At 47.5% G+C, this 24320-nt stretch carries 20 protein-coding genes and 4 tRNA genes; 18 read left to right on the plus strand and 6 right to left on the minus strand.

Annotated elements, in window-relative coordinates; all coding sequences use genetic code 11:
* Positions 1-650 precede the first annotated feature (650 nt).
* Both pssA and ACSF8W_RS19835 read right to left on the minus strand, forming a co-directional pair.
* Positions 651-2000 carry a CDP-diacylglycerol--serine O-phosphatidyltransferase gene (pssA, locus tag ACSF8W_RS19830; protein WP_500848875.1) on the minus strand — a complete coding sequence of 450 codons (1350 nt, stop codon included), beginning with the start codon at positions 1998-2000 and terminating at the stop codon, positions 651-653.
* A gap of 114 nt (positions 2001-2114) precedes the next feature.
* Complete coding sequence (locus ACSF8W_RS19835) at positions 2115-2555, minus strand: GNAT family N-acetyltransferase (protein WP_500848876.1); 441 nt, start codon at positions 2553-2555, stop codon at positions 2115-2117.
* 75 nt (positions 2556-2630) lie between these two features.
* On the opposite strand from ACSF8W_RS19835, the gene murB reads away from it, so the two are divergent.
* From murB to rpoC, 16 genes are all read left to right on the plus strand, one after another.
* Positions 2631-3671, plus strand: a complete 1041-nt coding sequence (murB, locus tag ACSF8W_RS19840; protein WP_500848877.1) for a UDP-N-acetylmuramate dehydrogenase — start codon at positions 2631-2633, stop codon at positions 3669-3671.
* A complete protein-coding gene (birA, locus tag ACSF8W_RS19845; protein WP_500848878.1) occupies positions 3668-4630 on the plus strand; it encodes a bifunctional biotin--[acetyl-CoA-carboxylase] ligase/biotin operon repressor BirA in 963 nt (320 codons plus the stop codon). Before murB ends, birA begins: the two co-directional genes overlap by 4 nt.
* Positions 4630-5361 carry a type III pantothenate kinase gene (locus ACSF8W_RS19850; RefSeq protein ID WP_500848879.1) on the plus strand — a complete coding sequence of 244 codons (732 nt, stop codon included), beginning with the start codon at positions 4630-4632 and terminating at the stop codon, positions 5359-5361. Before birA ends, ACSF8W_RS19850 begins: the two co-directional genes overlap by 1 nt.
* Before the next feature lie 97 nt (positions 5362-5458).
* Positions 5459-5534: transfer RNA gene (locus ACSF8W_RS19855), tRNA-Thr, on the plus strand.
* A 36-nt stretch (positions 5535-5570) separates the two neighbouring features.
* A tRNA-Tyr gene (locus tag ACSF8W_RS19860) sits at positions 5571-5655 on the plus strand.
* Between the two features lie 39 nt (positions 5656-5694).
* Positions 5695-5769, plus strand: a tRNA-Gly gene (locus ACSF8W_RS19865).
* A gap of 12 nt (positions 5770-5781) precedes the next feature.
* A tRNA-Thr gene (locus tag ACSF8W_RS19870) sits at positions 5782-5857 on the plus strand.
* 106 nt (positions 5858-5963) lie between these two features.
* Positions 5964-7148 (plus strand): elongation factor Tu, encoded by a 1185-nt coding sequence (gene tuf, locus ACSF8W_RS19875; RefSeq protein ID WP_428476019.1) that lies wholly within the window; start codon positions 5964-5966, stop codon positions 7146-7148.
* 217 nt (positions 7149-7365) lie between these two features.
* Positions 7366-7743 carry a preprotein translocase subunit SecE gene (gene secE / locus ACSF8W_RS19880; protein ID WP_428476020.1) on the plus strand — a complete coding sequence of 126 codons (378 nt, stop codon included), beginning with the start codon at positions 7366-7368 and terminating at the stop codon, positions 7741-7743.
* Positions 7744-7754: 11 nt separating this feature from the next.
* Positions 7755-8300, plus strand: coding sequence for a transcription termination/antitermination protein NusG (gene nusG, locus ACSF8W_RS19885; RefSeq protein WP_047874630.1), 546 nt, complete (start codon positions 7755-7757; stop codon positions 8298-8300).
* A gap of 124 nt (positions 8301-8424) precedes the next feature.
* Positions 8425-8853 (plus strand): 50S ribosomal protein L11, encoded by a 429-nt coding sequence (gene rplK, locus ACSF8W_RS19890; RefSeq protein ID WP_500848880.1) that lies wholly within the window; start codon positions 8425-8427, stop codon positions 8851-8853.
* Between the two features lie 4 nt (positions 8854-8857).
* Positions 8858-9562 (plus strand): 50S ribosomal protein L1, encoded by a 705-nt coding sequence (gene rplA / locus ACSF8W_RS19895; protein ID WP_500848881.1) that lies wholly within the window; start codon positions 8858-8860, stop codon positions 9560-9562.
* Positions 9563-9819: 257 nt separating this feature from the next.
* Positions 9820-10314 (plus strand): 50S ribosomal protein L10, encoded by a 495-nt coding sequence (rplJ, locus tag ACSF8W_RS19900; protein WP_428476024.1) that lies wholly within the window; start codon positions 9820-9822, stop codon positions 10312-10314.
* Positions 10315-10373: 59 nt separating this feature from the next.
* A complete protein-coding gene (rplL, locus tag ACSF8W_RS19905) occupies positions 10374-10739 on the plus strand; it encodes a 50S ribosomal protein L7/L12 (protein WP_500848882.1) in 366 nt (121 codons plus the stop codon).
* Between the two features lie 224 nt (positions 10740-10963).
* Positions 10964-14989, plus strand: a complete 4026-nt coding sequence (rpoB, locus tag ACSF8W_RS19910; protein ID WP_500848883.1) for a DNA-directed RNA polymerase subunit beta — start codon at positions 10964-10966, stop codon at positions 14987-14989.
* Between the two features lie 100 nt (positions 14990-15089).
* Entirely contained in the window at positions 15090-19304 is a 4215-nt protein-coding gene (gene rpoC, locus ACSF8W_RS19915) for a DNA-directed RNA polymerase subunit beta' (protein ID WP_500848884.1), read from the plus strand.
* A 242-nt stretch (positions 19305-19546) separates the two neighbouring features.
* On the opposite strand, the gene rsd is transcribed toward rpoC, so the two are convergent.
* Positions 19547-20038 carry a sigma D regulator gene (rsd, locus tag ACSF8W_RS19920; RefSeq protein WP_500848885.1) on the minus strand — a complete coding sequence of 164 codons (492 nt, stop codon included), beginning with the start codon at positions 20036-20038 and terminating at the stop codon, positions 19547-19549.
* A 149-nt stretch (positions 20039-20187) separates the two neighbouring features.
* Between rsd and nudC the strand changes: the two genes are divergently transcribed.
* Together nudC and hemE are read left to right on the plus strand one after the other, a co-directional pair.
* Complete coding sequence (gene nudC / locus ACSF8W_RS19925) at positions 20188-20961, plus strand: NAD(+) diphosphatase (protein WP_500848886.1); 774 nt, start codon at positions 20188-20190, stop codon at positions 20959-20961.
* Positions 20962-21183: 222 nt separating this feature from the next.
* Complete coding sequence (gene hemE / locus ACSF8W_RS19930) at positions 21184-22251, plus strand: uroporphyrinogen decarboxylase (RefSeq protein WP_428476030.1); 1068 nt, start codon at positions 21184-21186, stop codon at positions 22249-22251.
* 93 nt (positions 22252-22344) lie between these two features.
* On the opposite strand, the gene ACSF8W_RS19935 is transcribed toward hemE, so the two are convergent.
* The 3 genes from ACSF8W_RS19935 to ACSF8W_RS19945 form a co-directional block, all read right to left on the minus strand.
* Positions 22345-22734 (minus strand): hypothetical protein, encoded by a 390-nt coding sequence (locus ACSF8W_RS19935; RefSeq protein WP_500848887.1) that lies wholly within the window; start codon positions 22732-22734, stop codon positions 22345-22347.
* Positions 22731-23555: a hypothetical protein gene (locus tag ACSF8W_RS19940; RefSeq protein ID WP_500848888.1), complete on the minus strand. Its 825-nt coding sequence runs from the start codon at positions 23553-23555 to the stop codon at positions 22731-22733. Before ACSF8W_RS19940 ends, ACSF8W_RS19935 begins: the two co-directional genes overlap by 4 nt.
* A gap of 148 nt (positions 23556-23703) precedes the next feature.
* Positions 23704-24312 (minus strand): uracil-DNA glycosylase family protein, encoded by a 609-nt coding sequence (locus ACSF8W_RS19945; protein WP_500848889.1) that lies wholly within the window; start codon positions 24310-24312, stop codon positions 23704-23706.
* Between the last annotated feature and the right edge of the window lie 8 nt (positions 24313-24320).

Raw genomic sequence — 24320 nt, forward strand, 5'->3', positions numbered from 1 at the left:
GGGTCGCGGGTTCGAGTCCCGTCCGCTCCGCCACTTATACTAAGCCCGAGTCGAAAGACTTGGGCTTTTTTACGTCTATAGCTTGTTAAAAATGTCCACAGCTACGTCGGCTATTTTGAAATTAGCCCACTAGTCCCTGCAATTGCCACCTTGCGATGAACATTTTTCCCTGCGCAATATCTTCATTAAATACTACGCTAACCTAATATTTGTTAGGAAAATCAACTAGTCATGTTGCCCCCCCCTTTTTAATGACTCTTTTATGTATTTTATGTGGATGGTCAATACAGGCTTTCAACCCATAATGCTCTCGCAGCAATGCCATTGTCATCTTTAAAACTTAAGTAGGTATGGTTTACTGGCATTTGCCCGATCGTTTTCTACAGCCTGTGGTTTTGCTACTGATGGTCTTTATGGTCGTGGTCAGAACATGGGAGGTTGTAGCTATAGAGGAGAAAAACAGCCTCTAAGCGATGAGAGGCTGTTTTATTGGGTATGTGGGAGTTGCGTGATGAGGTGCGGTGTAAGGGCTTCAGTGCGCTCTACAATGATAATATCAGCGCTTCGATGGGGCATTCGTTGGAGTAAATCGGTGTAAATGCCTGTTGAAGGCCGACATCAATGACCGTAATCACGATGCCCCTCTATCCTTAGAGAATTTGGTTGAGAATGTGATCCGCTTTTATGCGACGAATTCGCTTGATCAGTTTTCTCACTGGTGCCGGATACGCATCAATTTTTTCAATCAGCTTATAACTACCGACTAAATGCGTGTGTTGCAGAATGCAATCTAGCTCTCGCTGTTTCTGCTCGGCCAGCAATTGGTGTTTATCATGCACAAGAATGGCATTTTCTAAGTCCAACTTCCAAGCGCGTGGATTTAAGTTATTTCCCGTGATCAGCATGTAGCTGCGATCAACCCAAATCCCTTTTAGATGGAAGCTGTTGTCATCATGTTTCCATAGGTGAATGGCAAGCTGTCGACGCGCAATGGCTGATTCATTTTGCTTGGCAAAATTACGCAGATTGACCTCATAGAGATACGGTAGGCCGGCAATTGTTTTAAAGGGCTCACTCGGTGGAATATAGAAGTCATTCGCGGTTTTATCACCCACAACAACCGTGACTTTTACACCTCGGCGCAATGCACGTTTCACTTCTCGGCTTACGCTGCGAGGGAAGTTGAAATACGGCGTACAGATCGTCAGTTCTGTTTGTGCGCTCGCAATCAAGGTGCAGATATGCTGGTTGAGCGTGTTCTTACGTTTTCCTAACCCGACCAGTGGCGTGAGGCCGACTTGATTGTCTGCGACTTTTTCTGGTTGGAAGTGGTAGCTGGCTTTTTGTAGCTGCTGGCGCAGTGTACGAATGGCACCTTTGAGTGACTTTGTATCAGGGCGCACTTTCTGACTCAGGCAGTTAACGGCATCGCTGTTAACGAGTGTCCCGACAATAAATCCTGCCATGCTATCGGCAAGATGCGGGTTATGGATCACATGGTAGCGATCGTAACGGTAGCGATTATGCTGAGCGAGATAGACGTCATTTAAGCTTGCTCCACTGTAGATGACTTTATCATCAATCACGAACCCTTTTAAATGCAGTACACCGAAGACTTCTCGGTTACGTACAGGGACGCCAAGAATTTGGATCGGGTGTGTGTATTTTTCCGAAAATTCACGGTATAGGGATGCATTACCGTCAGATTTTGAATCGCCAATGAGCCCTCGCTGTGCGCGGTGCCAGTCGACGAGAACTTTGATATCAAGATCGGGGTTTGCTTGCTTGGCTTCATAAAGCGCGGTCAGAATACCTCTGCCGGCTTCATCATCTTGCAGATAAAGGGCAACCAGGTAGATACGGCGAGTCGCGCTCGTTATTTCTTTATGAAGACGTTCGCGGAATGAACTCGCATCAAAAAGGGTTTCTAGATCTTCTGGTTTGTGTGCAATGCATGGGAGTTGATCGATGCGTTGCTTATTTGCAATAGCTGAATCCATTATCGCCTCGCTTACGCGACCTTATTAAGGATGAATCGGTTAGTGAAGAGGTCGATTATACCAGAAAAAGCGCTGTGTCTATCTATTGCTGAGGCGGCATGTATCACGGATGGATCAATTATCTGTCTTGTTATTGTTATAGCGCATAGGGATCAGCGCTTTACCGCTACCTTGATAACGACTTAAACGGCTACGTAATGGCTCAGGCAGTGCCTCTACCTGTAGCGTTTGAAAGCCTGCGGCTTGATAAAAAGATTCAAGGTAATCAAACGCAAAGCAGTAGCAGGGTATTGCTGCAATTTGTGAATTGGCTGCAGATAGCAACTGTTGTCCTTGGCCTTGACCGCGTTGTTCAGGGTGTACCAGCATGCCGGTGAGGAGTTGATAACCCTCAAAATGCTTAAATCGCACACAGCATTGTATGCCGTTGTTATCGTCTCCGATCCAGATCGTCTCGTCGCGTTTGGCTTTTCCCGCAGGATAATAAGCTTTATAAAATCGGTTGATCAGTGGGAATCGTAACGGTTCTAGGAGATGAAAACTAAGCTTACGCATGGGAAAACACTGCCAAGTGAGGATGAATCAGTTAAAATGCAGCCCCTAGTATAAAAGGTATGGGTCAAAATAGGCATGAAAGTTTTGCAGGATAGGTCACTGGCGCCTTTTCATACATTTGGGCTTGAAGCCTCGGCTGAGCACATTGTTGTCGTTGAAACGATCGATGAGCTACTTTCGGTGTGGCGAGATGAGCCTTTTCAGTCTTTGGCTAAGCTGATTGTCGGGCAGGGCAGTAATCTCCTTTTCTGCGAAAATTTTGCCGGTGTGATTGTGGTTAATAGGCTTAAAGGCATTGCCATCACAGACACAATTGATGCCTTTGAATTGCATGTGGGCGCCGGTGAAGATTGGCACGCATTGGTTACCATGACCGTTGAGCAGAATATGCCGGGGTTGGAAAATCTTGCATTGATCCCTGGCTGTGTTGGCTCGGCACCCATCCAGAACATCGGGGCATACGGTGTAGAACTGAAAGATGTTTGTCAGTATGTAGATGTGGTGGAATTGGCAACCGGCCTTGAATCACGCCTGATGGCAGAGGACTGTCAGTTTGGTTACCGTGAATCCATTTTCAAATCAGCCTTGAAAGAGACCCATGCTATCGTCGCGGTTGGATTACGTTTGGTGAAAGCGTGGACACCACACATTGGCTACGGACCGTTGACGCAGTTTGATCCCTCAACCGTCACAGCAGCGGACATCATGCATACGGTGTGTGCGGTACGTTGTGAGAAATTGCCGGATCCAGCTGTGATGGGCAATGCGGGCAGTTTCTTTAAAAATCCCCTCGTGCCGCAAACACAGGCTGAGGCTTTATTGCAGCATTACCCGACGATGCCTATGTACCCACAGTCTGAAGGTCAATGTAAATTGGCGGCAGGTTGGTTGATTGATCAGTGTGCGCTGAAAGGACACCAGATCGGAGGGGCTCGCGTTCATGATTTGCAAGCTTTGGTTCTGGTGAATGCCGAGAAGGCCACAGCGACGGACGTTGTCGCATTGGCTCAGTATGTTGTTGATGTTGTCCAACAAAAATTTGGGATCCAACTCGAACATGAAGTACGCTTCATGGCTGCGACGGGGGAAACCCACCTGGCAGAGGTGCGGGGATGAAAGAGCACAAAACACGCTTAGCATTGATTGCCTTGCTAGCGGATGGGCATTTTCATTCTGGTGAAGCGCTAGGAGACGCGTTAGGCATGTCGCGTGCCGCGATCTCGAAGCAAGTTAAGGTATTACAATCCTGGGGATTGGATATCTATCGTGTACAGGGAAAAGGTTACCGTTTAGCTGCACCATTAGAACTACTGACACCAGAACAGATCATGGCGCATACCGCCTTTGCCAGTCTGGCCGTGATCCCAGTCATTGATTCAACGAATCAGTATCTATTGGATCGTGTTGGGCAGTTACCATCCGGTGCCGTTTGCGTGGCAGAATATCAGCAAGCGGGCCGTGGACGCCGTGGGCGGCAATGGTTATCCCCGTTTGGTAGCAACCTCTATTTGTCCATGTATTGGCGATTAGATGCGGGTATGGCAGCTGCGATGGGATTGAGTCTTGTCGTGGGTGTAGCGATTGCAGAAGCCCTACAGTCGTTAGGGGCCGATGGTATCCGCGTAAAGTGGCCTAACGATCTCTATTATCACGATAAAAAATTAGCCGGTATCTTGGTCGAAATGACGGGCCAAGCCGGTGATGCTGCGCACCTTGTGATTGGCATGGGGCTGAATATCGCCATGCCGGAACAAGAAGGGATGACCATTGAGCAGGGGTGGACGAACCTCTCTCAAGCGTGTGATTACCTGCCGGGGCGTAATCAGTTGGCGGCAACCTTGATTGCCAAATTGAGCCAAACACTGACAGACTATGAAGAAAAAGGCCTTGATGGTTTCATTGAGCGCTGGAATCTCTTAGATAACTTTTTGAATCGCCCTGTGAAATTATTGATCGGCCAGCGAGTGGTGGAAGGCATCGCTCGAGGGATCAATAATCAGGGGGCATTATTATTAGAAACCGATGAAGGTGTAACGCCTTATATCGGTGGTGAAATCAGCCTTAGAGGTTGTTAATGCAAATTTTAATTGAAGCGGGTAACACCTATGTCAAGGTGGCCCAGTTGTTTGATAATGGCAATATTGAGTTATTGGGTCGTTACCCTAGCCGTAAATTAGAAATGGTGCTAGAGCCACTGATTGAAACGGGTATCGATCGTATTGTGTTTGCCAGTGTTGGACCGGTTGAAGTGGATAACTCTATCCAACGGATCTCCCAGTTGGCCAATATCCCTGTTTTGCAGGTGAAAACGCTACGTAAAGACTTTGGGGTCAAAAATGCATATAGCGAGTACCAATACCTAGGGGTTGACCGCTGGCTAACCTTGGTCGCTGTTCATCAGCAGTTCAAGCGCCCGACCGTGATTGTCGATATTGGCACCGCCCTGACGTTTGATGTCATGACTGAAGAAGGGAAGCATCTTGGTGGCTGGATAGCGCCTGGCTACCAGCTAATGATGAAATCGGTCTTAGAGAATACGTCGAAAGTGTTTTCCGACCGAGATCACGGTGATGCACTGACGTTTGCCGACAATACCGCAGATGGCCTGAAGAACGGTTGCCGCGCAGCCTTGGTTGGATTGATTGAGTTTGGTCTTTCTCAAGCCTCTGATCGCCTGAAGGTTGAGCCGGAAGTGATCTTGTGTGGTGGCGGTGTGCGTCACTTACCCATCAATTGGGGTAAACACTATCATCATCGCTCAGATCTGGTCTTGGAAGGCCTCGCTTTGTATGCAAAATGCCGCTAATGGTTGCTTTTTTGCGCAAGTGGTGTTTTTTGAGAAAAAAAATCAATAAAAGGTATTGCAAGGGCTGGGATAGTTCAATAGAATGCGCAGCACTTACGCCGACTTAGCTCAGTAGGTAGAGCAACTGACTTGTAATCAGTAGGTCACCAGTTCGATTCCGGTAGTCGGCACCACTTTCTCCTAAATGAGTGAAAGTGAGTAAAAAATTTGGAGGGGTTCCCGAGTGGCCAAAGGGATCAGACTGTAAATCTGACGGCTCTGCCTTCGAAGGTTCGAATCCTTCTCCCTCCACCAATTTCGATTGATTGAATAGCTTATCGAGTTACGAGTTTTGCGGGCATCGTATAATGGCTATTACCTCAGCCTTCCAAGCTGATGATGCGGGTTCGATTCCCGCTGCCCGCTCCACACTTCTTGTGTGCTGATATAGCTCAGTTGGTAGAGCGCACCCTTGGTAAGGGTGAGGTCGGCGGTTCGAATCCGCCTATCAGCACCATCCCCCCTCTTTAAGTTACCTCAATACTTTTGATATATACTCTACTAACCCATGTCAGGTTGTGTGGTCGTCATGCCACCAAATTCCGTGCCTAGAGGGACTATCCATGTCTAAAGAAAAATTCGAACGCGTAAAACCGCACGTTAACGTTGGTACTATCGGCCACGTTGACCACGGTAAAACTACCCTAACTGCTGCTATCTGTACTACGCTTGCAAAAGTGTACGGTGGTGTTGCTAAAGACTTCGCATCTATCGATAACGCTCCAGAAGAGCGCGAGCGCGGTATCACAATCAACACTTCTCACGTAGAGTACGATACTCCTACTCGTCACTACGCACACGTTGACTGCCCAGGACACGCCGATTATGTTAAAAACATGATCACTGGTGCTGCGCAGATGGACGGTGGTATCCTAGTTGTTGCTGCAACTGATGGTCCAATGCCTCAGACGCGTGAGCACATCCTACTAGGCCGTCAGGTTGGTATTCCTTACATCATCGTGTTCATGAACAAGTGTGACATGGTTGATGACGAAGAACTACTAGAGCTAGTAGAAATGGAAGTTCGTGAACTTCTTTCTGAGTACGACTTCCCAGGCGACGATTGCCCAGTAATCATGGGTTCTGCTCTAGGTGCACTTAACGGTGAAGAGCAGTGGGAAGCTAAAGTTATCGAGCTTGCTGAAGCACTAGATAGCTACATCCCAGAGCCAGAGCGTGCGATCGATCGTCCGTTCATCCTACCTATCGAAGACGTATTCTCAATCCAAGGCCGTGGTACTGTTGTAACTGGTCGTGTTGAGCAGGGTATCGTTCGCGTAGGTGACGAAGTTGCTATCATCGGTATCAAAGACACTATCACTACTACTTGTACTGGTGTTGAGATGTTCCGTAAGCTTCTTGACGAAGGCCGTGCTGGTGAGAACGTTGGTGTTCTTCTACGTGGTACTAAGCGTGACGAAGTTGAACGTGGTCAAGTTCTTGCTAAGCCTGGTTCAATCACTCCACACACTACTTTCACTTCAGAAATCTATGTGCTTTCTAAAGATGAAGGCGGTCGTCACACTCCTTTCTTCAAAGGCTACCGTCCACAGTTCTACTTCCGTACAACTGACGTAACAGGTACTATCGAACTACCTGAAGGCGTAGAAATGGTAATGCCTGGTGATAACATCTCTATGACTGTTACTCTAATCGCGCCAATCGCGATGGACGAAGGTCTACGTTTTGCTATCCGTGAAGGCGGCCGTACTGTAGGTGCGGGTGTTGTTGCTACAATCGTTGAATAATATTTGACGACTAGGCACGAAAAAGGGCATCATTTGATGCCCTTTTTCTGCGCTCAATCCTGAAGTAGTGTGTTTTTTGCTCAGGTGCGTAGAGAAAAATTTTTATTCATATGAAGTTTTTTCTATGTAATTAAAGCTTTAGGGCTTTCCTTCATTGTAGGCCTCGCAAATGCGGGGTTATTTTCGTCTATATTGAGACTAGTTACAGGTTGGTTGTATGAAAGCGAATGCCGAAAACCAAAGCAATTCTAGCAATATGGATGGCCTTAAGTGGGCTGCCGTATTTGCTTTGCTAGCTGCCGCTGTGGTTGGTAATTACCTGTACAGTGACGTTTCTGTCGTATGGCGTGCTGCTGCTATTATTGTCCTTGTGGCAATGGCGGGTGGTGTCGCTGCGTTGACAGACAAAGGTAAAACCGCGATTGCATTTGCACGCGAATCGCGCATGGAAGTCCGCAAGGTAGTATGGCCTACTCGTCAGGAAGCTACGCAGACAACCTTTATAGTTTTAGCTGTCACTGTCATTATGGCGTTAGCCTTATGGGGTATCGACGGCATCATGGTCCGTTTGGTCCGCCTAGTTACCGGTGTGTGAGGTAAGAGTTCATGAGCGAAGCTCCAAAAAAACGATGGTATGTTGTACAGGCCTTCTCTGGTTTTGAAGGTCGTGTAGCACAATCACTACGTGAGCATATTAAAATGCACGGCATGGAAGAGCACTTTGAAGAAGTGCTTGTTCCAACTGAAGAAGTTGTTGAAGTGCGTGCTGGCCAGCGTCGCAAGAGCGAGCGAAAGTTCTTCCCTGGTTATGTGCTTGTACAGATGGTGATGAACGATGAAACGTGGCATCTGGTACGTAGTATCCCTCGTGTAATGGGGTTCATCGGCGGTACTTCAGACCGTCCGGCTCCTATCTCTGATAAAGAGGCCGATGCTATTCTTAACCGTCTAGAGAAAGCAAGTGAATCTCCGGTTCACAAAACTGTCTTTGAACCGGGCGAAGTTGTCCGCGTTACTGACGGTCCGTTTGCTGACTTTAACGGTGTAGTGGAAGAAGTCGACTACGACAAGAGCCGCGTGAAAGTATCGGTATCCATTTTCGGCCGTGCCACTCCAGTAGAATTGGAATTTGGCCAGGTTGAAAAAAGCTGAGCAATAAATAGTCAGCTTTAGTTGTCAGGGGCGTGGAATTGGACTATAATTTCGCGCCCTTTCGTTAGACGGGGAGTCTGTTTTTTAGAAATAGACGTTTGAACCCAAATTTAGGTAGATAGCAATGGCTAAAAAAGTAGAAGCGTACATCAAGCTGCAGGTTGCAGCTGGTGCAGCAAACCCAAGTCCACCGGTTGGTCCAGCTCTTGGTCAGCACGGTGTGAACATCATGGAATTCTGTAAAGCGTTTAACGCAAAAACTGATTCAATGGAGAAAGGTCTTCCTACTCCAGTTGTAATCACAGTTTACAGTGACCGTTCTTTCACGTTCGTAACTAAGACTCCACCTGCTGCAGTTCTTCTTAAGAAAGCAGCTGGCCTTAAGTCTGGTTCTGGCCGTCCAAACACTGAGAAAGTGGGTACTATCACTGACGCTCAGATCCAAGAGATCGCAGAAACTAAAGCTGCGGACATGACTGGTGCTGACATCGAAGCTATGAAGCGTTCGATTGCCGGTACTGCACGTTCAATGGGTCTAGTGGTAGAGGGTTAATAGAATGGCTAAACTAACTAAGCGCATGCGCGTTATCCGCGACAAAGTAGATTCTTCTCGCGAGTACGACATCAACGAAGCTGTTGCTCTTCTTAAAGAACTAGCTACTGCTAAATTCGTAGAGTCTGTTGACGTTGCTGTTAACCTAGGCATCGATGCACGTAAATCTGACCAGAACGTTCGTGGCGCAACAGTGCTACCACACGGTACTGGCCGTGACATCCGCGTAGCGGTATTCACTCAGGGTGCAAACGCTGAAGCTGCTAAAGAAGCTGGTGCTGACCTAGTAGGTATGGACGATCTTGCTGAGCAAGTGAAGAAAGGCGTAATGGACTTCGACGTAGTTATCGCATCTCCAGATGCAATGCGCGTTGTTGGCCAGCTAGGTACCATCCTTGGTCCTCGCGGTCTAATGCCAAACCCTAAAGTTGGTACTGTAACTCCTAACGTTGCTGAAGCAGTTAAGAACGCTAAAGCTGGTCAGGTTCGTTACCGTAACGACAAAAACGGCATCATCCACACTACTATCGGTAAAGTGGACTTCGATGCTGCACAACTAAAAGAGAACCTAGAGTCTCTTCTAGTTGCACTGAAGAAAGCGAAGCCTTCTTCAGCGAAAGGTACTTTCGTTAAGAAAGTAAGCATCTCTACCACTATGGGTGCAGGTGTAGCGCTAGACCAGAATACTCTGGACGCTAACGCAAACTAATTTGCAGAAACGTCAAATTAGTGTATAATTTGGCGTTTCCGAATTCGTGGCTGAGATGAGTTGGTAACAATTCATCTCCGTCAAAGACCGTAGGCGTCAGGCTTTTCGGGGTTTGACTTAATATCACCTACGTAGACGGTGCCAGAACATGATTGATGTAAGTCTATCTTGGATCTGCGCCGTAAAAGCTCTCCTGTCGTTTTGGCAGTGAGTGGTGTAAATACTGGGGTAACCCAGATAATCCAGGAGCAAATCCAATGGCCTTGAATCTTCAAGACAAAAAAGCAATTGTTGCTGAAGTCAACGAAGCTGCCAATGGTGCCCTGTCTGCAGTTGTTGCTGACTCTCGTGGCGTTGCTGTGGGTGCGATGACTTCTCTACGTAAACAAGCTCGTGAAAACGGCGTTTACCTGAAAGTTGTTCGTAACACTCTAGCACGTCGTGCTGTTGAAGGTACTGCTTTTGAATGTCTTACTGAGACGTTCATCGGTCCTTCACTGATCGGTTTCTCTAATGAGCACCCAGGTGCTGCAGCGCGTCTTTTCAAAGACTTCGCTAAAGAGAATAAAGATTTCGAGATCAAAGCTGCTGCATACGAAGGCGCTGTTGTTAACGCTGAAGTACTAGCAACTCTACCAACTTACGACGAAGCTATCGCACGCCTAATGATGTGCATGAAAGAAGCGTCTGCTGGTAAACTTGTACGTACTATCGCTGCAGTACGTGATCAGAAAGAAGAAGCTGCTGCATAATTGCCGCACTTTATCTGATTACTATTTAAATTATTTGTTGATTTTTAAAGAGAATTGTTATGTCTATCACTAACGAGCAAATCCTAGACGCAGTTGCAGAAATGTCTGTAATGCAGGTTGTTGAACTAATCGAAGCAATGGAAGAAAAATTCGGTGTTACTGCTGCAGCTGCAGTTGTAGCAGGCGGCGCAGCTGCAGACGCAGCTGAAGAGCAAACTGAATTCGACGTAATCCTAACTGCTGCTGGCGCTAACAAAGTACAGGTTATCAAAGCTGTACGTGGCGCAACTGGCCTAGGTCTTAAAGAAGCTAAAGCTGTAGTTGACAACGCTCCTTCTGCACTTAAAGAAGGCGTTGACAAAGCTGAAGCTGAAGCTCTTAAAGCTCAGCTAGAAGAAGCTGGTGCTTCTGTTGAAATTAAGTAATATATACTTAGTTTCTTAGCCTTAATTGGCTAATGGCTGGTGGCTAAATGCCACCGGCCTTTTTGCGCTGTAGGGTACTGGTGTTTTCACATTGTTTTTCAACCACTACCTAAGCAAAAAACAGATCTGTTTCCCAGAACTGTTCCTACCCAAAAAACAGTGTTACTAGTCACTGCTCCTCGTTTTGAGCAGTTTGGATCACTTATCAGCGATCTGAGGAACCTATGGTTTACTCTTATACCGAGAAAAAGCGTATCCGTAAGGATTTTGGTAAGCGTCCACAAGTGTTGGACATACCATACTTGCTGTCGATCCAGCTTGAGTCTTTTAAAAAGTTCATCGAGCAGGATCCAGAAGGGCACTACGGTCTAGAAGCTGCCTTTCGTTCTGTTTTTCCAATTCAGAGCTATAACGGCAATTCCGAGCTGCAATACGTTAGCTATCGTCTCGGTGAGCCGGTCTTCGATGTTAAAGAATGTCAGATTCGTGGCGTAACGTACTCTGCGCCCCTACGCGTGAAGCTTCGTCTTGTCATGTATGATAAAGACGCGCCTGCTGGCACCGTAAAAGACATCAAAGAACAAGAAGTTTACATGGGCGAAATTCCGCTCATGACAGATAACGGTACATTCGTTATTAACGGTACCGAGAGGGTTATCGTATCCCAGCTGCACCGTAGCCCGGGTGTCTTCTTCGACAGCGATAAGGGTAAAACCCACTCCTCAGGTAAAGTGCTATATAACGCACGCGTAATCCCATACCGTGGTTCATGGTTGGATTTCGAATTTGATCCTAAGGATAGCGTCTTTGTACGTATCGACCGTCGTCGTAAGCTTCCAGCTTCTATCATTCTACGTGCGCTAGGTTACACAACCGAGCAGATCCTTGACATGTTCTTCGATAAAGTAAACTTCGAAGTTCAGGGCAAGTCTCTGGTTATGGAACTGGTACCTGATCGTCTTCGTGGCGAAACTGCAAGCTTCGATATCGAAGCGAACGGTAAGGTATACGTAGAACAAGGTCGCCGTATTACAGCTCGCCATATTCGCCAGCTGTCTAAAGACGGTGTTGACCAAATTGAAGTACCTGTTGAATACATCGTAGGTAAGATTTCGGCACGTGATTACGTGAACGAAGAAACCGGCGAATTGATTGCAGCAGCGAACCAAGAATTGAGCCTAGAGACTTTGGCATTGCTTTCTCAAGCAGGCTACAAGTCACTAGAAGTTCTTTTCACCAATGATCTGGATTTTGGTCCGTACATGTCTGATACCTTGCGTGTTGACAGTACGACTGACCGCCTGAGTGCGCTAGTTGAAATCTACCGCATGATGCGCCCTGGCGAGCCGCCAACGCGTGAAGCAGCAGAGCAGCTTTTTGAAAGCTTGTTCTTCTCTGAAGATCGTTACGATCTTTCAGCTGTGGGCCGTATGAAGTTCAACAGCTCACTAGGCCGCGAAGAAACCACAGGTGCGGGTATCCTTGACCATGCTGATATCATCGAAGTGATGCGTCGCTTGATTGATATTCGTAACGGTAAAGGCGAAGTGGACGATATCGACCACCTTGGTAACCGTCGTATCCGTTCTGTTGGTGAAATGGCAGAAAACCAATTCCGTGTTGGTCTTGTGCGTGTTGAGCGTGCTGTTAAAGAGCGTCTAAGCCTAGGCGACCTTGATGCAGTAATGCCTCAGGATCTTATCAACGCCAAGCCAATTTCTGCGGCAGTAAAAGAGTTCTTCGGTTCTTCTCAGCTGTCTCAGTTTATGGACCAGAACAACCCGTTGTCAGAAGTTACTCACAAACGTCGTATTTCGGCGCTTGGTCCAGGTGGTCTGACGCGTGAACGTGCTGGCTTTGAAGTGCGAGATGTACACGCGACCCACTACGGTCGTCTATGTCCTATCGAAACGCCAGAAGGTCCAAACATCGGTCTGATCAACTCACTGTCTGCTTTTGCACAGTGTAACCCTTACGGTTTCTTGGAAACTCCATACCGTAAAGTGATCGATGGCAAGGTAACCGAAGATATCGATTACCTATCTGCTATCGAAGAAGGTCAGTACGTTATCGCTCAGGCTAACGCCGCGCTTAACGACGATGGTTCATTTGCGGATGAATTGATCACTGCTCGTCAGAAAGGTGAATCAGGCCTGCACCCACGTGACCATGTCCAGTACATGGACGTTGCAACCAACCAGGTTGTATCGGTGGCTGCATCGTTGATCCCGTTCCTAGAACACGATGATGCTAACCGTGCCCTTATGGGTGCGAACATGCAACGTCAGGCCGTTCCTACCCTGCGTGCTGATAAGCCGCTAGTAGGTACAGGTATCGAGCGTAACGTAGCGGTTGACTCCGGTGTAACAGCCGTAGCTAAACGTGGCGGTATGGTTCAGTCTGTAGATGCTTCTCGTATCGTTATCAAAGTTAACGAAGACGAGTTGGTACCGGGTGAAGCTGGTATCGATATCTACAACCTGACTAAGTACACCCGTTCTAACCAGAACACATGTATCAACCAGCGTCCAACAGTGATGCCAGGTGAGCCTGTGTCTCGTGGTGATGTTCTTGCTGATGGTCCTTCAACCGACCTTGGTGAGCTAGCACTTGGCCAGAACATGCGTATCGCGTTCATGCCTTGGAACGGTTACAACTTCGAAGACTCCATCTTGGTTTCTGAGCGTGTTGTACAGGAAGATCGCCTGACAACTATCCACATTCAAGAGCTATCTTGTGTGGCGCGTGACACTAAACTAGGCGCAGAAGAGATCACAGCGGATATCCCTAACGTGGGTGAAGCTGCACTTTCTAAGCTTGATGAGTCAGGTATCGTTTACATCGGTGCTGAAGTGAAGGGTGGCGACATCCTTGTTGGTAAAGTGACACCTAAGGGTGAAACGCAGCTGACACCTGAAGAGAAGCTACTACGTGCTATCTTCGGTGAGAAAGCGTCTGACGTTAAAGATTCATCTCTACGTGTACCAAACTCTGTGTCTGGTACGATCATCGACGTTCAAGTCTTTACTCGCGATGGCGTAGAAAAAGACAAGCGTGCGCTTGAAATCGAAGAGATGCAGCTGAAAGAAGCGAAGAAAGACATCACAGAAGAATTCCAGATCCTTGAGGGTGGTCTTCTTGCTCGTGTTCGTACGCTTCTACTGGCTTCTGGCTACAGCGAAGATCGACTAATGTCGATGGACCGTGAAAAGCTATTTGGTCAGACGTTGGATGACGAAGGTCAGCAAAACCTACTTGAGCAACTTGCTGAGCAGTACGACGAACTGAAAGCTGAGTTCGATAAGAAATTTGAAACCAAGCGCCGTAAGATCACTCAGGGTGATGACCTAGCGCCAGGTGTCCTTAAGATTGTTAAGGTTTACCTAGCTGTTAAGCGTCGTATCCAGCCTGGTGATAAGATGGCGGGTCGTCACGGTAACAAGGGTGTAATCTCTAAGATCAACCCTGTTGAAGACATGCCGTACGATGAAAAAGGTCAGACAGTTGATATCGTACTAAACCCATTGGGTGTACCGTCTCGTATGAACATCGGTCAGATCCTGGAGACTCACTTGGGTCTTGCAGCGAAAGGTATCGGTGACAAACTTAACGAGATGCTTAAGCAGCAGCAGGAACTTCATCAGTTCCGTAACTTCCTGCAGAAAGTGTACGATCTAGGCGATACTCGTCAGAACGTAGACATTGCAGAGCTAAGTGATGCTGAAGTACGCACTCTGGTTCAGAACCTGCGTAAGGGTCTACCAATCGCGACACCTGTCTTTGACGGTGCGCCAGAATCTTCTATTAAAGAGCTTCTGAAGTTGGGTGATCTACCAGAATCTGGTCAGCTGACATTGTTTGACGGTCGTACCGGTGACAAGTTTGAGCGTCCTGTAACTGTTGGTTACATGTACATGCTGAAACTGAACCACTTGGTTGATGACAAGATGCATGCCCGTTCTACCGGTTCTTACAGCCTTGTTACTCAGCAGCCGCTGGGTGGTAAAGCGCAGTTCGGTGGTCAGCGTTTCGGTGAGATGGAAGTGTGGGCACTAGAAGCATACGGTGCAGCATACACCCTACAGGAAATGCTAACTGTTAAGTCGGATGACGTTAACGGCCGTACGAAGATGTATAAGAACATCGTCGATGGCGACCATCGTATGGAACCTGGTATGCCGGAATCGTTCAACGTATTGTTGAAAGAAATCCGCTCGTTGGGTATCAACATCGAGCTGGAAGACGAATAAGCCTCGGTTTAATACCAAGATTTATTAGTTACTCCGGTATCAATATGAAGGCGCCAGTAGACTGGCGCCTTTATGGGTCAACTCCTCACAGGAGCCGAATGTGAAAGACTTACTTAAGTTTCTGAAAGCCCAGCACAAGACTGAAGAATTTGATGCAATCAAAATCGGTCTTGCTTCACCTGACATGATCCGTTCATGGTCTTTCGGTGAAGTTAAAAAGCCAGAAACCATTAACTACCGTACCTTTAAGCCTGAGCGTGACGGCCTATTCTGTGCACGTATCTTTGGCCCGGTAAAAGACTACGAGTGTCTTTGTGGCAAATATAAGCGCCTGAAGCACCGTGGTGTTATCTGTGAAAAATGTGGTGTTGAAGTTACTCAGACTAAAGTACGCCGTGAGCGTATGGGTCACATCGAGCTAGCTTCTCCTGTTGCCCACATCTGGTTCCTGAAGTCACTGCCATCCCGTATCGGTTTGTTGATGGACATGCCACTACGTGATATCGAGCGTGTACTTTACTTCGAATCTTACGTTGTTATCGAACCAGGTATGACCAACCTAGAGCGTAGCCAGCTACTGTCAGAAGAGCAGTACTTGGATGCACTTGAGGAGTGGGGCGACGAGTTCGACGCGAAGATGGGTGCAGAAGCTGTTCAAGCATTGCTTGGCAACATGGACCTGAACGCAGAAATCGAACTAATGCGCGAAGAGTTGGAAGAAACTAACTCTGAAACCAAGCGTAAGAAACTGACCAAGCGTCTGAAGCTTGTAGAAGCATTCTTGCAGTCAGGTAACAACCCTGAGTGGATGATCCTGTCTGTACTACCAGTACTTCCGCCGGACCTTCGTCCGTTGGTACCGCTAGACGGCGGCCGTTTCGCGACTTCAGATCTGAATGATCTGTACCGTCGTGTTATCAACCGTAACAACCGTCTGAAGCGTCTACTGGATCTAGCAGCTCCTGATATCATCGTACGTAACGAAAAGCGTATGTTGCAGGAATCTGTTGATGCATTGCTTGATAACGGTCGTCGTGGCCGCGCAATCACAGGTTCTAACAAGCGTCCTCTGAAATCTTTGGCAGACATGATCAAAGGTAAACAGGGTCGTTTCCGTCAGAACTTGCTTGGTAAGCGTGTTGACTACTCAGGTCGTTCTGTTATCACCGTAGGTCCATACCTACGTCTGCACCAGTGTGGTCTTCCTAAGAAGATGGCACTAGAGCTATTTAAGCCATTCATCTACGGCAAGCTTGAAACTCGTGGCCTAGCAACGACGATCAAAGCCGCTAAGAAGATGGTAGAGCGTGAAGAAGCGGTTGTTTGGGATATCCTGGACGAAGTGATTCGCGAACACCCAGTAATGCTTAACCGTGCACCAACACTGCACCGTCTAGGTATTCAGGCATTCGAACCAGTACTGATCGAAGGTAAAGCGATTCAGCTTCACCCACTAGTGTGTGCGGCATACAACGCCGACTTCGATGGTGACCAGATGGCGGTACACGTACCTCTAACGCTGGAAGCACAGCTTGAAGCACGTGCACTGATGATGTCTACCAACAACATCCTATCGCCAGCGTCTGGTGATCCGATCATCGTACCTTCTCAGGACGTTGTATTGGGTCTTTACTACATGACGCGTGACAAGATCAACGCGAAGGGTGAAGGTATGTACCTAGCGGGTCCTGCGGAAGCTGAAAAAGCTTACCAAACAGGTCACGCAGAGCTGCACTCACGTGTGAAAGTGCGTATTACTCAGTTCGTGAAAGACGAGCAGGGTAATTTGGTTGAAGATACTAAGCTGGTTGATACGACTGTTGGTCGTGCAATGCTATGGAAGATCGTACCAAAAGGTCTACCGTACAGCCTAGTTAACACCGAAGCACTGGGTAAGAAGCAAATTTCTAAACTGCTTAACACCTGTTACCGTGAACTGGGCATGAAAGAGACAGTCGTCTTTGCTGACCAGATCATGTACACAGGTTTTGCTTACGCGGCACTATCTGGTGTGTCTGTTGGTATCGATGATATGGTCATCCCAGCGGCTAAGTACACCAAGATCGCAGAAGCTGAAGCAGAAGTTGCTGAAATTCAAGAGCAGTTCCAATCAGGTCTTGTTACCGCTGGCGAACGTTACAACAAAGTTATCGATATCTGGGCGACCGCGAATGAGCAGGTTGCTAAGGCGATGATGGATAACCTGTCTTTCGACACTGTTATCAACCGTGACGGCGAAGAAGAACAGCAGAAATCGTTCAACAGCGTTTACATGATGGCCGACTCAGGTGCGCGTGGTTCTGCCGCTCAGATCCGTCAGCTAGCAGGTATGCGTGGTCTGATGGCTAAGCCGGATGGCTCAATCATCGAAACACCGATCACGGCAAACTTCCGTGAAGGTCTGAACGTACTTCAGTACTTTATCTCAACGCACGGTGCTCGTAAGGGTCTTGCGGATACAGCATTGAAGACAGCGAACTCCGGTTACTTGACACGTCGTCTAGTAGACGTAGCACAGGACGTAGTTATTACTACGGATGACTGTGGTACTTACGCTGGTATGACGATGATGCCACTGGTTGAAGGTGGTGACGTTAAAGAGCCGCTAGGTTCTCGCGTTCTTGGCCGTGTAGTTGCTGAAGATGTCATGAAGCCTGGTACTGAAGAAGTACTTGCGCCTCGTAATACCCTTCTTGATGAGAAGTGGTGTGACATCCTAGAAGCGAACTCGGTTGACCTTGTTAAAGTACGTTCTGTTGTAACGTGTGAAAACGACTTCGGTTGCTGTAAGTTCTGTTACGGTCGTGACCTTGCTCGTGGTCACCTAGTGAACCAAGGTGAAGCGGTTGGTGTTGTTGCAGCACAGTCAATCGGTGAACCAGGTACACAGTTGACGATGCGTACGTTCCACATCGGTGGTGCAGCATCTGCAGCCGCTGCGGAAAACAGCATTCAGGTTAAGAACAACGGTTCTGTGAAACTGCAGAACGCGAAGTTCGTAATCAACAACGACGGCAAGCTAGTTATCACGTCTCGTGCCTCTGAAATGACTATCATTGATGAGTTCGGCCGTATTAAAGAAAACTACAAACTGCCATACGGTTCTCACCTAAGTAAAGGTGAAGGCCAAGACGTTGCAGCTGGCGAAGTTATCGCTAACTGGGATCCGCACACAATGCCAATCATCACTGAAGTGGCAGGTCGTATCCAGTTCGTTGACTTGATTGATGGCGTAACAGTTTCTCGTCAAACTGATGAGCTAACGGGTCTGTCTATGATCACTGTTCTTGACGCTGCAGAGCGTACAAGTGCGGGTAAAGACATGCGTCCAACCGTGAAGCTTGTTGATGAGAATGGTCATGATGTAATGATCGCCGGCACTGAAATGCCAGCTCAGTACTTCTTGCCAGGTAAAGCAATCATCCAGCTTGAAGATGGTGCAATGGTTGGTATCGGTGATACGCTAGCTCGTATCCCACAGGCATCTGGCGGTACGAAAGATATCACCGGTGGTCTACCACGCGTTGCTGACCTATTCGAAGCGCGTAAGCCGAAAGAACCTGCAATCCTTGCTGAAATCACAGGTACTGTGTCATTCGGTAAAGAGACAAAAGGCAAGCGTCGTCTTATCATCACACCTGCTGAAGGCAACGTGTACGAAGAAATGGTTCCTAAGTGGCGCCAGCTAAACATCTTCGAAGGTGATAAGGTCGAAAAAGGTGATGTAATCGCCGATGGTCCAGAGGCTCCACACGATATCTTGCGTCTACGTGGTGTCCACGCTGTCGCAGATTACATCGTGAACGAGGTTCAGGAAGTTTACCGTCTCCAGGGCGTTAAGATTAACGATAAGCACATTGAAACGATCATTCGTCAGATGCTGCGTAAAGTAACAATCACAACGGCTGGTGACTCTGAGTTCCTACCTGGTGAGCAGGTTGAATACTCTCGCGTAACGATTGCAAACCGTAAGCTAGAAGCTGAAGGCAAGCTAATCGCGACTTACGAGCGTGATCTTCTTGGTATCACTAAGGCGTCGCTAGCGACTGAATCGTTCATCTCAGCAGCATCGTTCCAGGAAACGACACGCGTACTAACAGAAGCTGCGGTTTCTGGTAAGCGTGACGAACTGCGCGGTCTGAAAGAGAACGTAATCGTGGGTCGTCTGATCCCTGCTGGTACCGGTTTCGCGTACCACCAGAGCCGTCAGCGTAACCGCGATGCAGAGCTAGAGCCAATGGCACCGCAAGTAGACGCAGAGCAAGCATCACAAGATCTTGCAGCGCTACTTAACGCTGGCCTAAACGACGACTAAGCCTTCGGGTGATGTTATCGGATTGATTGAAAAGGGTACCTTCGGGTACCCTTTTTTATTGCCTGCAGAAAAGCAATAGAAAAGGGTATGCGCAAGAAAAGGGACGATTACAACAGGGTGAAGACAAGATGATGACCAAGCGAGAGCCGATGGCGCACGATGCTTGAGCTGGGGAAAAAATAGCAAGCAAACGCCAGCCCAAGAGGTGGGCTGGAGAATGAGGGACAGGCGAGAAGCGTCGATTAAGCGCCGGGTGGGCAGGCGAGGCTTTCGCTGATCAATTCGATGAGCCCATCTTCAAGGGCAAAACGGATTTCGACTAATTCACCAATGGCGGATAAATCGCTGTCAAATTCAGACCATTCCAGATCATCTTCACTGATCTCAGTATATTTTTCGGTAAAATTGAGAAGGGGATCGGTAGTCTGAGTGATTTGCGCATAAACCTGTGAGATTTCTGCCGTCGGAGAGTAACCTGTTGCGTTCCAACGTGCCATCACCATGTCATAGATTTTGAAATGGCCTTCTGAGATGTAGTCGACCAATTGCTGGCTAAACAGTTGAAGTTGGTCTGTGGTAGGCAGCTGACGTTGTTTGGTTTCAAACGGGGGCAATCCGGCTAATTTGCAATAATCAATTAGCAGTTGCTGTCGCGACATGAGCCAGTGGTCAATCACATCACTGGTGCCACCCCATTGTTTTTGTACTTGCTCAAATTTGCTTAACATGACCATGCCCTCATGATCTACAGTACCGAGGCAGGGGTACTGGAAACGATACCTGTCAATCTCTTAAAAAAGAGAACCTTGTGTTACGGATTCACTTCCGTATAAGTTTAGATTGCCAGTAAAAGGGATACCCTGCAAGGATGGATGTGACGTTGATGTTAAAAAAACAAGAAAATGCCTATTGGTGCGTAGTGAAAGATCGGAGTTTGTATCTTGAAAATCAGACACTTCCGTTCAAGTGTGCGAGCGATCTCAATTTTGATACGACAGAGGCAAGGCTGATTGGCCACTGCCAAGAACACCCGGTTTATTGGCTTGAAGCGCCAGATAACGCCAACATGGCGGATTTTTATAGCCAGAGGGAATTGCTCTGTGCCGAGGCGGATCTCTTTCAATTAGCCGGGCGCGCAACGCAATTATCCCATATGCTGCACACACAGCGTTTCTGTGCGCAATGTGGCTCGGAATGCCAGTATGGTGACGCAGAAGTCGCCATGGTGTGTACCGGCTGCCATACGCCGCATTATCCGCGCGTGTCACCGTGTGTGATTGTGGCGGTGCGTAAAGACGATAAAATCTTGCTGGCACAACACCCTCGGCACAAAACCGGTATGTACACCGTGATTGCGGGCTTTGTCGAAGCCGGTGAAACCTTAGAGCAGTGTGTGGCACGAGAGATCAACGAAGAGACAGGTATTGAGGTGGATAACATCCGTTACTTCGGCAGCCAGCCGTGGGCGTTCCCGTCGAACCTGATGATGGCCTTTCTGGCCGATTATGCGAGTGGTGAATTGCGTCCGGATTATACCGAGCTCACCGATGCCCTTTGGGCCACGGCAGACACCTTGCCTGAGGTTGCCCCTAAAGGGACGATTGCACGATCCTTGATTGATCACACCTTGATCCTGATGGCCGGATCGCAGGCATAAAAAAACCCTCCGTGAGGAGGGGTAAGGTGCAGTTACTTGCTTTCTACGAGCAAAATCATTGTTATTATTGCTAGCGCGCAGTTTTTGTATCATGACTGGACTCCGTGCCGCAAATCTGGTGACTAGATTGTTACCATAAACTTGATCCGGTTAACAAATGGCCTGTTTTGTTGGACGTCGGGAGTGATACAATAGCGCCAGAATAAAACCATGGAGTCCCTAATGAGCGAATTAAAGAATGACCGCTACCTACGCGCTTTGCTAAAGCAGCCGGTAGATTGCACCCCTGTATGGATGATGCGCCAAGCCGGCCGTTACCTACCGGAATACCGTGCAACACGTGGCGTGGCAGGAGACTTCATGTCGCTATGCAAAAATGCTGAGCTAGCCAGTGAGGTGACGCTACAGCCCCTACGCCGCTTCCCGTTGGATGCCGCGATCCTGTTCTCAGATATCCTGACGATCCCGGATGCGATGGGCTTGGGTCTGTACTTTGAAGCGGGTGAAGGGCCGAAGTTCGAGCGTCCGATCACGTGTAAAGCCGATGTTGATAAGATCGGCCTGCCGGATCCAGAAGGTGAACTGCAGTACGTGATGAATGCCGTGCGTCAGATCCGTAAAGATCTGCAGGGCGAAGTCCCGCTGATCGGTTTCTCTGGCAGTCCATGGACGCTAGCGACCTACATGGTTGAAGGTGGTAGCTCAAAAGCATTCACCAAGATCAAAAAGATGATGTACGCCGAGCCACAAACCCTGCACCTGTTGTTGGATAAGTTGGCGGACAGCGTGACAGAATACCTCAATGCCCAGATCAAAGCCGGTGCACAATCGGTGATGATCTTTGATACATGGGGCGGGGTACTGACACCACGTGATTACAACCTCTTCTCGCTGCAGTACATGCACAAGATTGTGGATGGTCTGATCCGTGAAAACGATGGCCGTCGCGTACCTGTGACGCTGTTCACCAAAAACGGTGGCATGTGGCTAGAGCAAATCGCCGCCACCGGTTGTGATGCCGTGGGCCTAGACTGGACCATTAACATCGCTGACGCGAAAGCACGCATTGGTGACAAAGTGGCGCTGCAAGGCAACATGGATCCGTCTATGCTGTACGCCCAGCCAGAGCGTATCCGTGAGGAAGTCGCGACGATTCTTGAAGGCTTCGGTGACGGTGGTACAGGCCACGTGTTTAACCTTGGCCATGGCATCCACTTGGATGTGCCGCCTGAAAATGCTGGTGTGTTCGTGGACGCGGTGCACGAGCTATCTAAGCCATACCATAAGTGACGGTTTTTAGGGGCGAGTACCGAGGTACGAGTATCTCGGAAAAGTAAAAATGAAAACACGCCTTTTTTGGCGTGTTTTTTTTAATCTATGAGGTTATATGGCATCATATTTAATATATGGTGATTCGCTAGTTATTTCGAGGTATGAATAGTAGTCTTCTCTATCAGTGTCTAACCCATTTCCAGTCGTCAATACTTTCTCTACTATAATTTCATTATTGACACGAATTTGTGCTTTAATTTGATCGATCAATTCAAATTCACCTACTGTGAATTCTCCTTGAGAGCACAGTTCTTCAAGGTTAATTATTTCTGATGAGATTAAACTTTCCTTTGATTTAATATCAAGTAATAACTCACCAGTTACATGGTCATCGCATTTAGTTAATAATATATAACTATAATTATATTGATTCCAATAAATATAAATACATATTGAAGAAATAATAAAGAATGATATTGCAAAGTAATGTTTTATTTTCATGACACAACCTCATTAATATAATCAACCGCATCTTTTCTACCTTGGCTTATCAATTCGGCCTCAATAGGTTTCCAATTAATGACATCATTAACTTTGTTCTGAATTCCTACAATTGTTTTATACATGCCATGATAAAGTGCGACTGCAAATTTTAAGGTATCATCTTCAGAACGACCTGACTTAGATGCAGCATTGATACGAATGGAGAGGTAACCAGCAACAATAAAATCTTCCAAAGGCATTTCGTTATAAAAAGTTTCATATATTGATGGGGTGGAAACTTTATACGGTGGAATGGTAATTTGAGATAACTTATTAAGTGGTTTATCTAATTGTTTAGCTATATAGTATTTTGTTGAATAATCATCAAAGTTCTTCTTTAAATATTTTGGTGATGATACATCTTGAAAGGCTGGCTGACCTAATTGCCCTCTACCAATCGTCTTTCCATCAATGCCTAACTTCTCTAGAAAACTAAGGCGCTTAGTTTCTGCAGCATAGATCTTGTTGAGTAGGTTAACCGTTAATCTTCTCTGTATAATACTTGATTGAGGAAATCCTTGTTTGACGCTATCAATAGCGTATTGTTGATTAAAATATTTTAGTGAAAATGATGAATAAGTGGATAATTTTTTTATTGCTGCTTTATCACGAGTAGAGACTATTCTTAGCCCCTTTAATGCTAGTGCCTCGTATAAGCGAAGAATGTTTTCAGCGCTTAGTGATTTTATTTCCTGATTAGATAGTCGGCTTACAATGTTTTGTGCAACATTGTCTATTTGATTTCGTGGTGCATTATGTAATTGGTTCTTAATGTTCATGTATAAGTATCCATAAAATGAATACATGATTTCATATAACAGCTTTGCATCAATGCCATTATTTTAACTTGTGGAAGTACCTCTCAAAAGACCATTTCCGTTTACTTCTGTTTTGCTGTGTCAGTCTGAGCGTCTATCTCAAAGTGAGCTATATCTTCAACTGCTGGTGGACATACTCGCGGATATACGGCACAACGTCGGCTTCAAACCACGGATTTTTCTTCAGCCACAGCGTGTTTCTGGGGGACGGGTGGGGCATCGGAATAAAACGCGGTGCCCATTGTCGCCATTGTCGGACGGTGTCGGTTAAGGTCTTCGGGCGATCGGGCAGGTAGCGTTGCTGAGCATACTGGCCGATCAGCAGTGTCATCCCTACCTGTGGTAACAGAGGCAGGACTTGCGGGTGCCAGTGCGGGGCGCATTCCGGTCGCGGCGGTAAATCACCGGATTTACCTTTGCCGGGATAGCATAAGCCCATCGGCATGATGGCAATTTGGCGTGGGTCGTAAAAGGTTTCCGGATCGATGTCGAGCCAGCGACGCAGGCGGTCACCGCTGGGATCATGCCAAGGGATGCCGCTTTCATGGACCCGCAACCCCGGCGCCTGACCGATGATCAACAGTTTCGCGCTGCTCGCCGCCTGAATCACCGGTCGCGGTCCCAATGGGAGATGATCCGCACAGATCGTGCAGCGTCGCACTTGATCCAATAGGTTATCAAGTTGTTGCGTTGAGGCGGCGGTCAGCTTTTTCTTCATTTCTCCTC

This window comes from Photobacterium sp. 270122K (genome assembly GCF_059941365.1).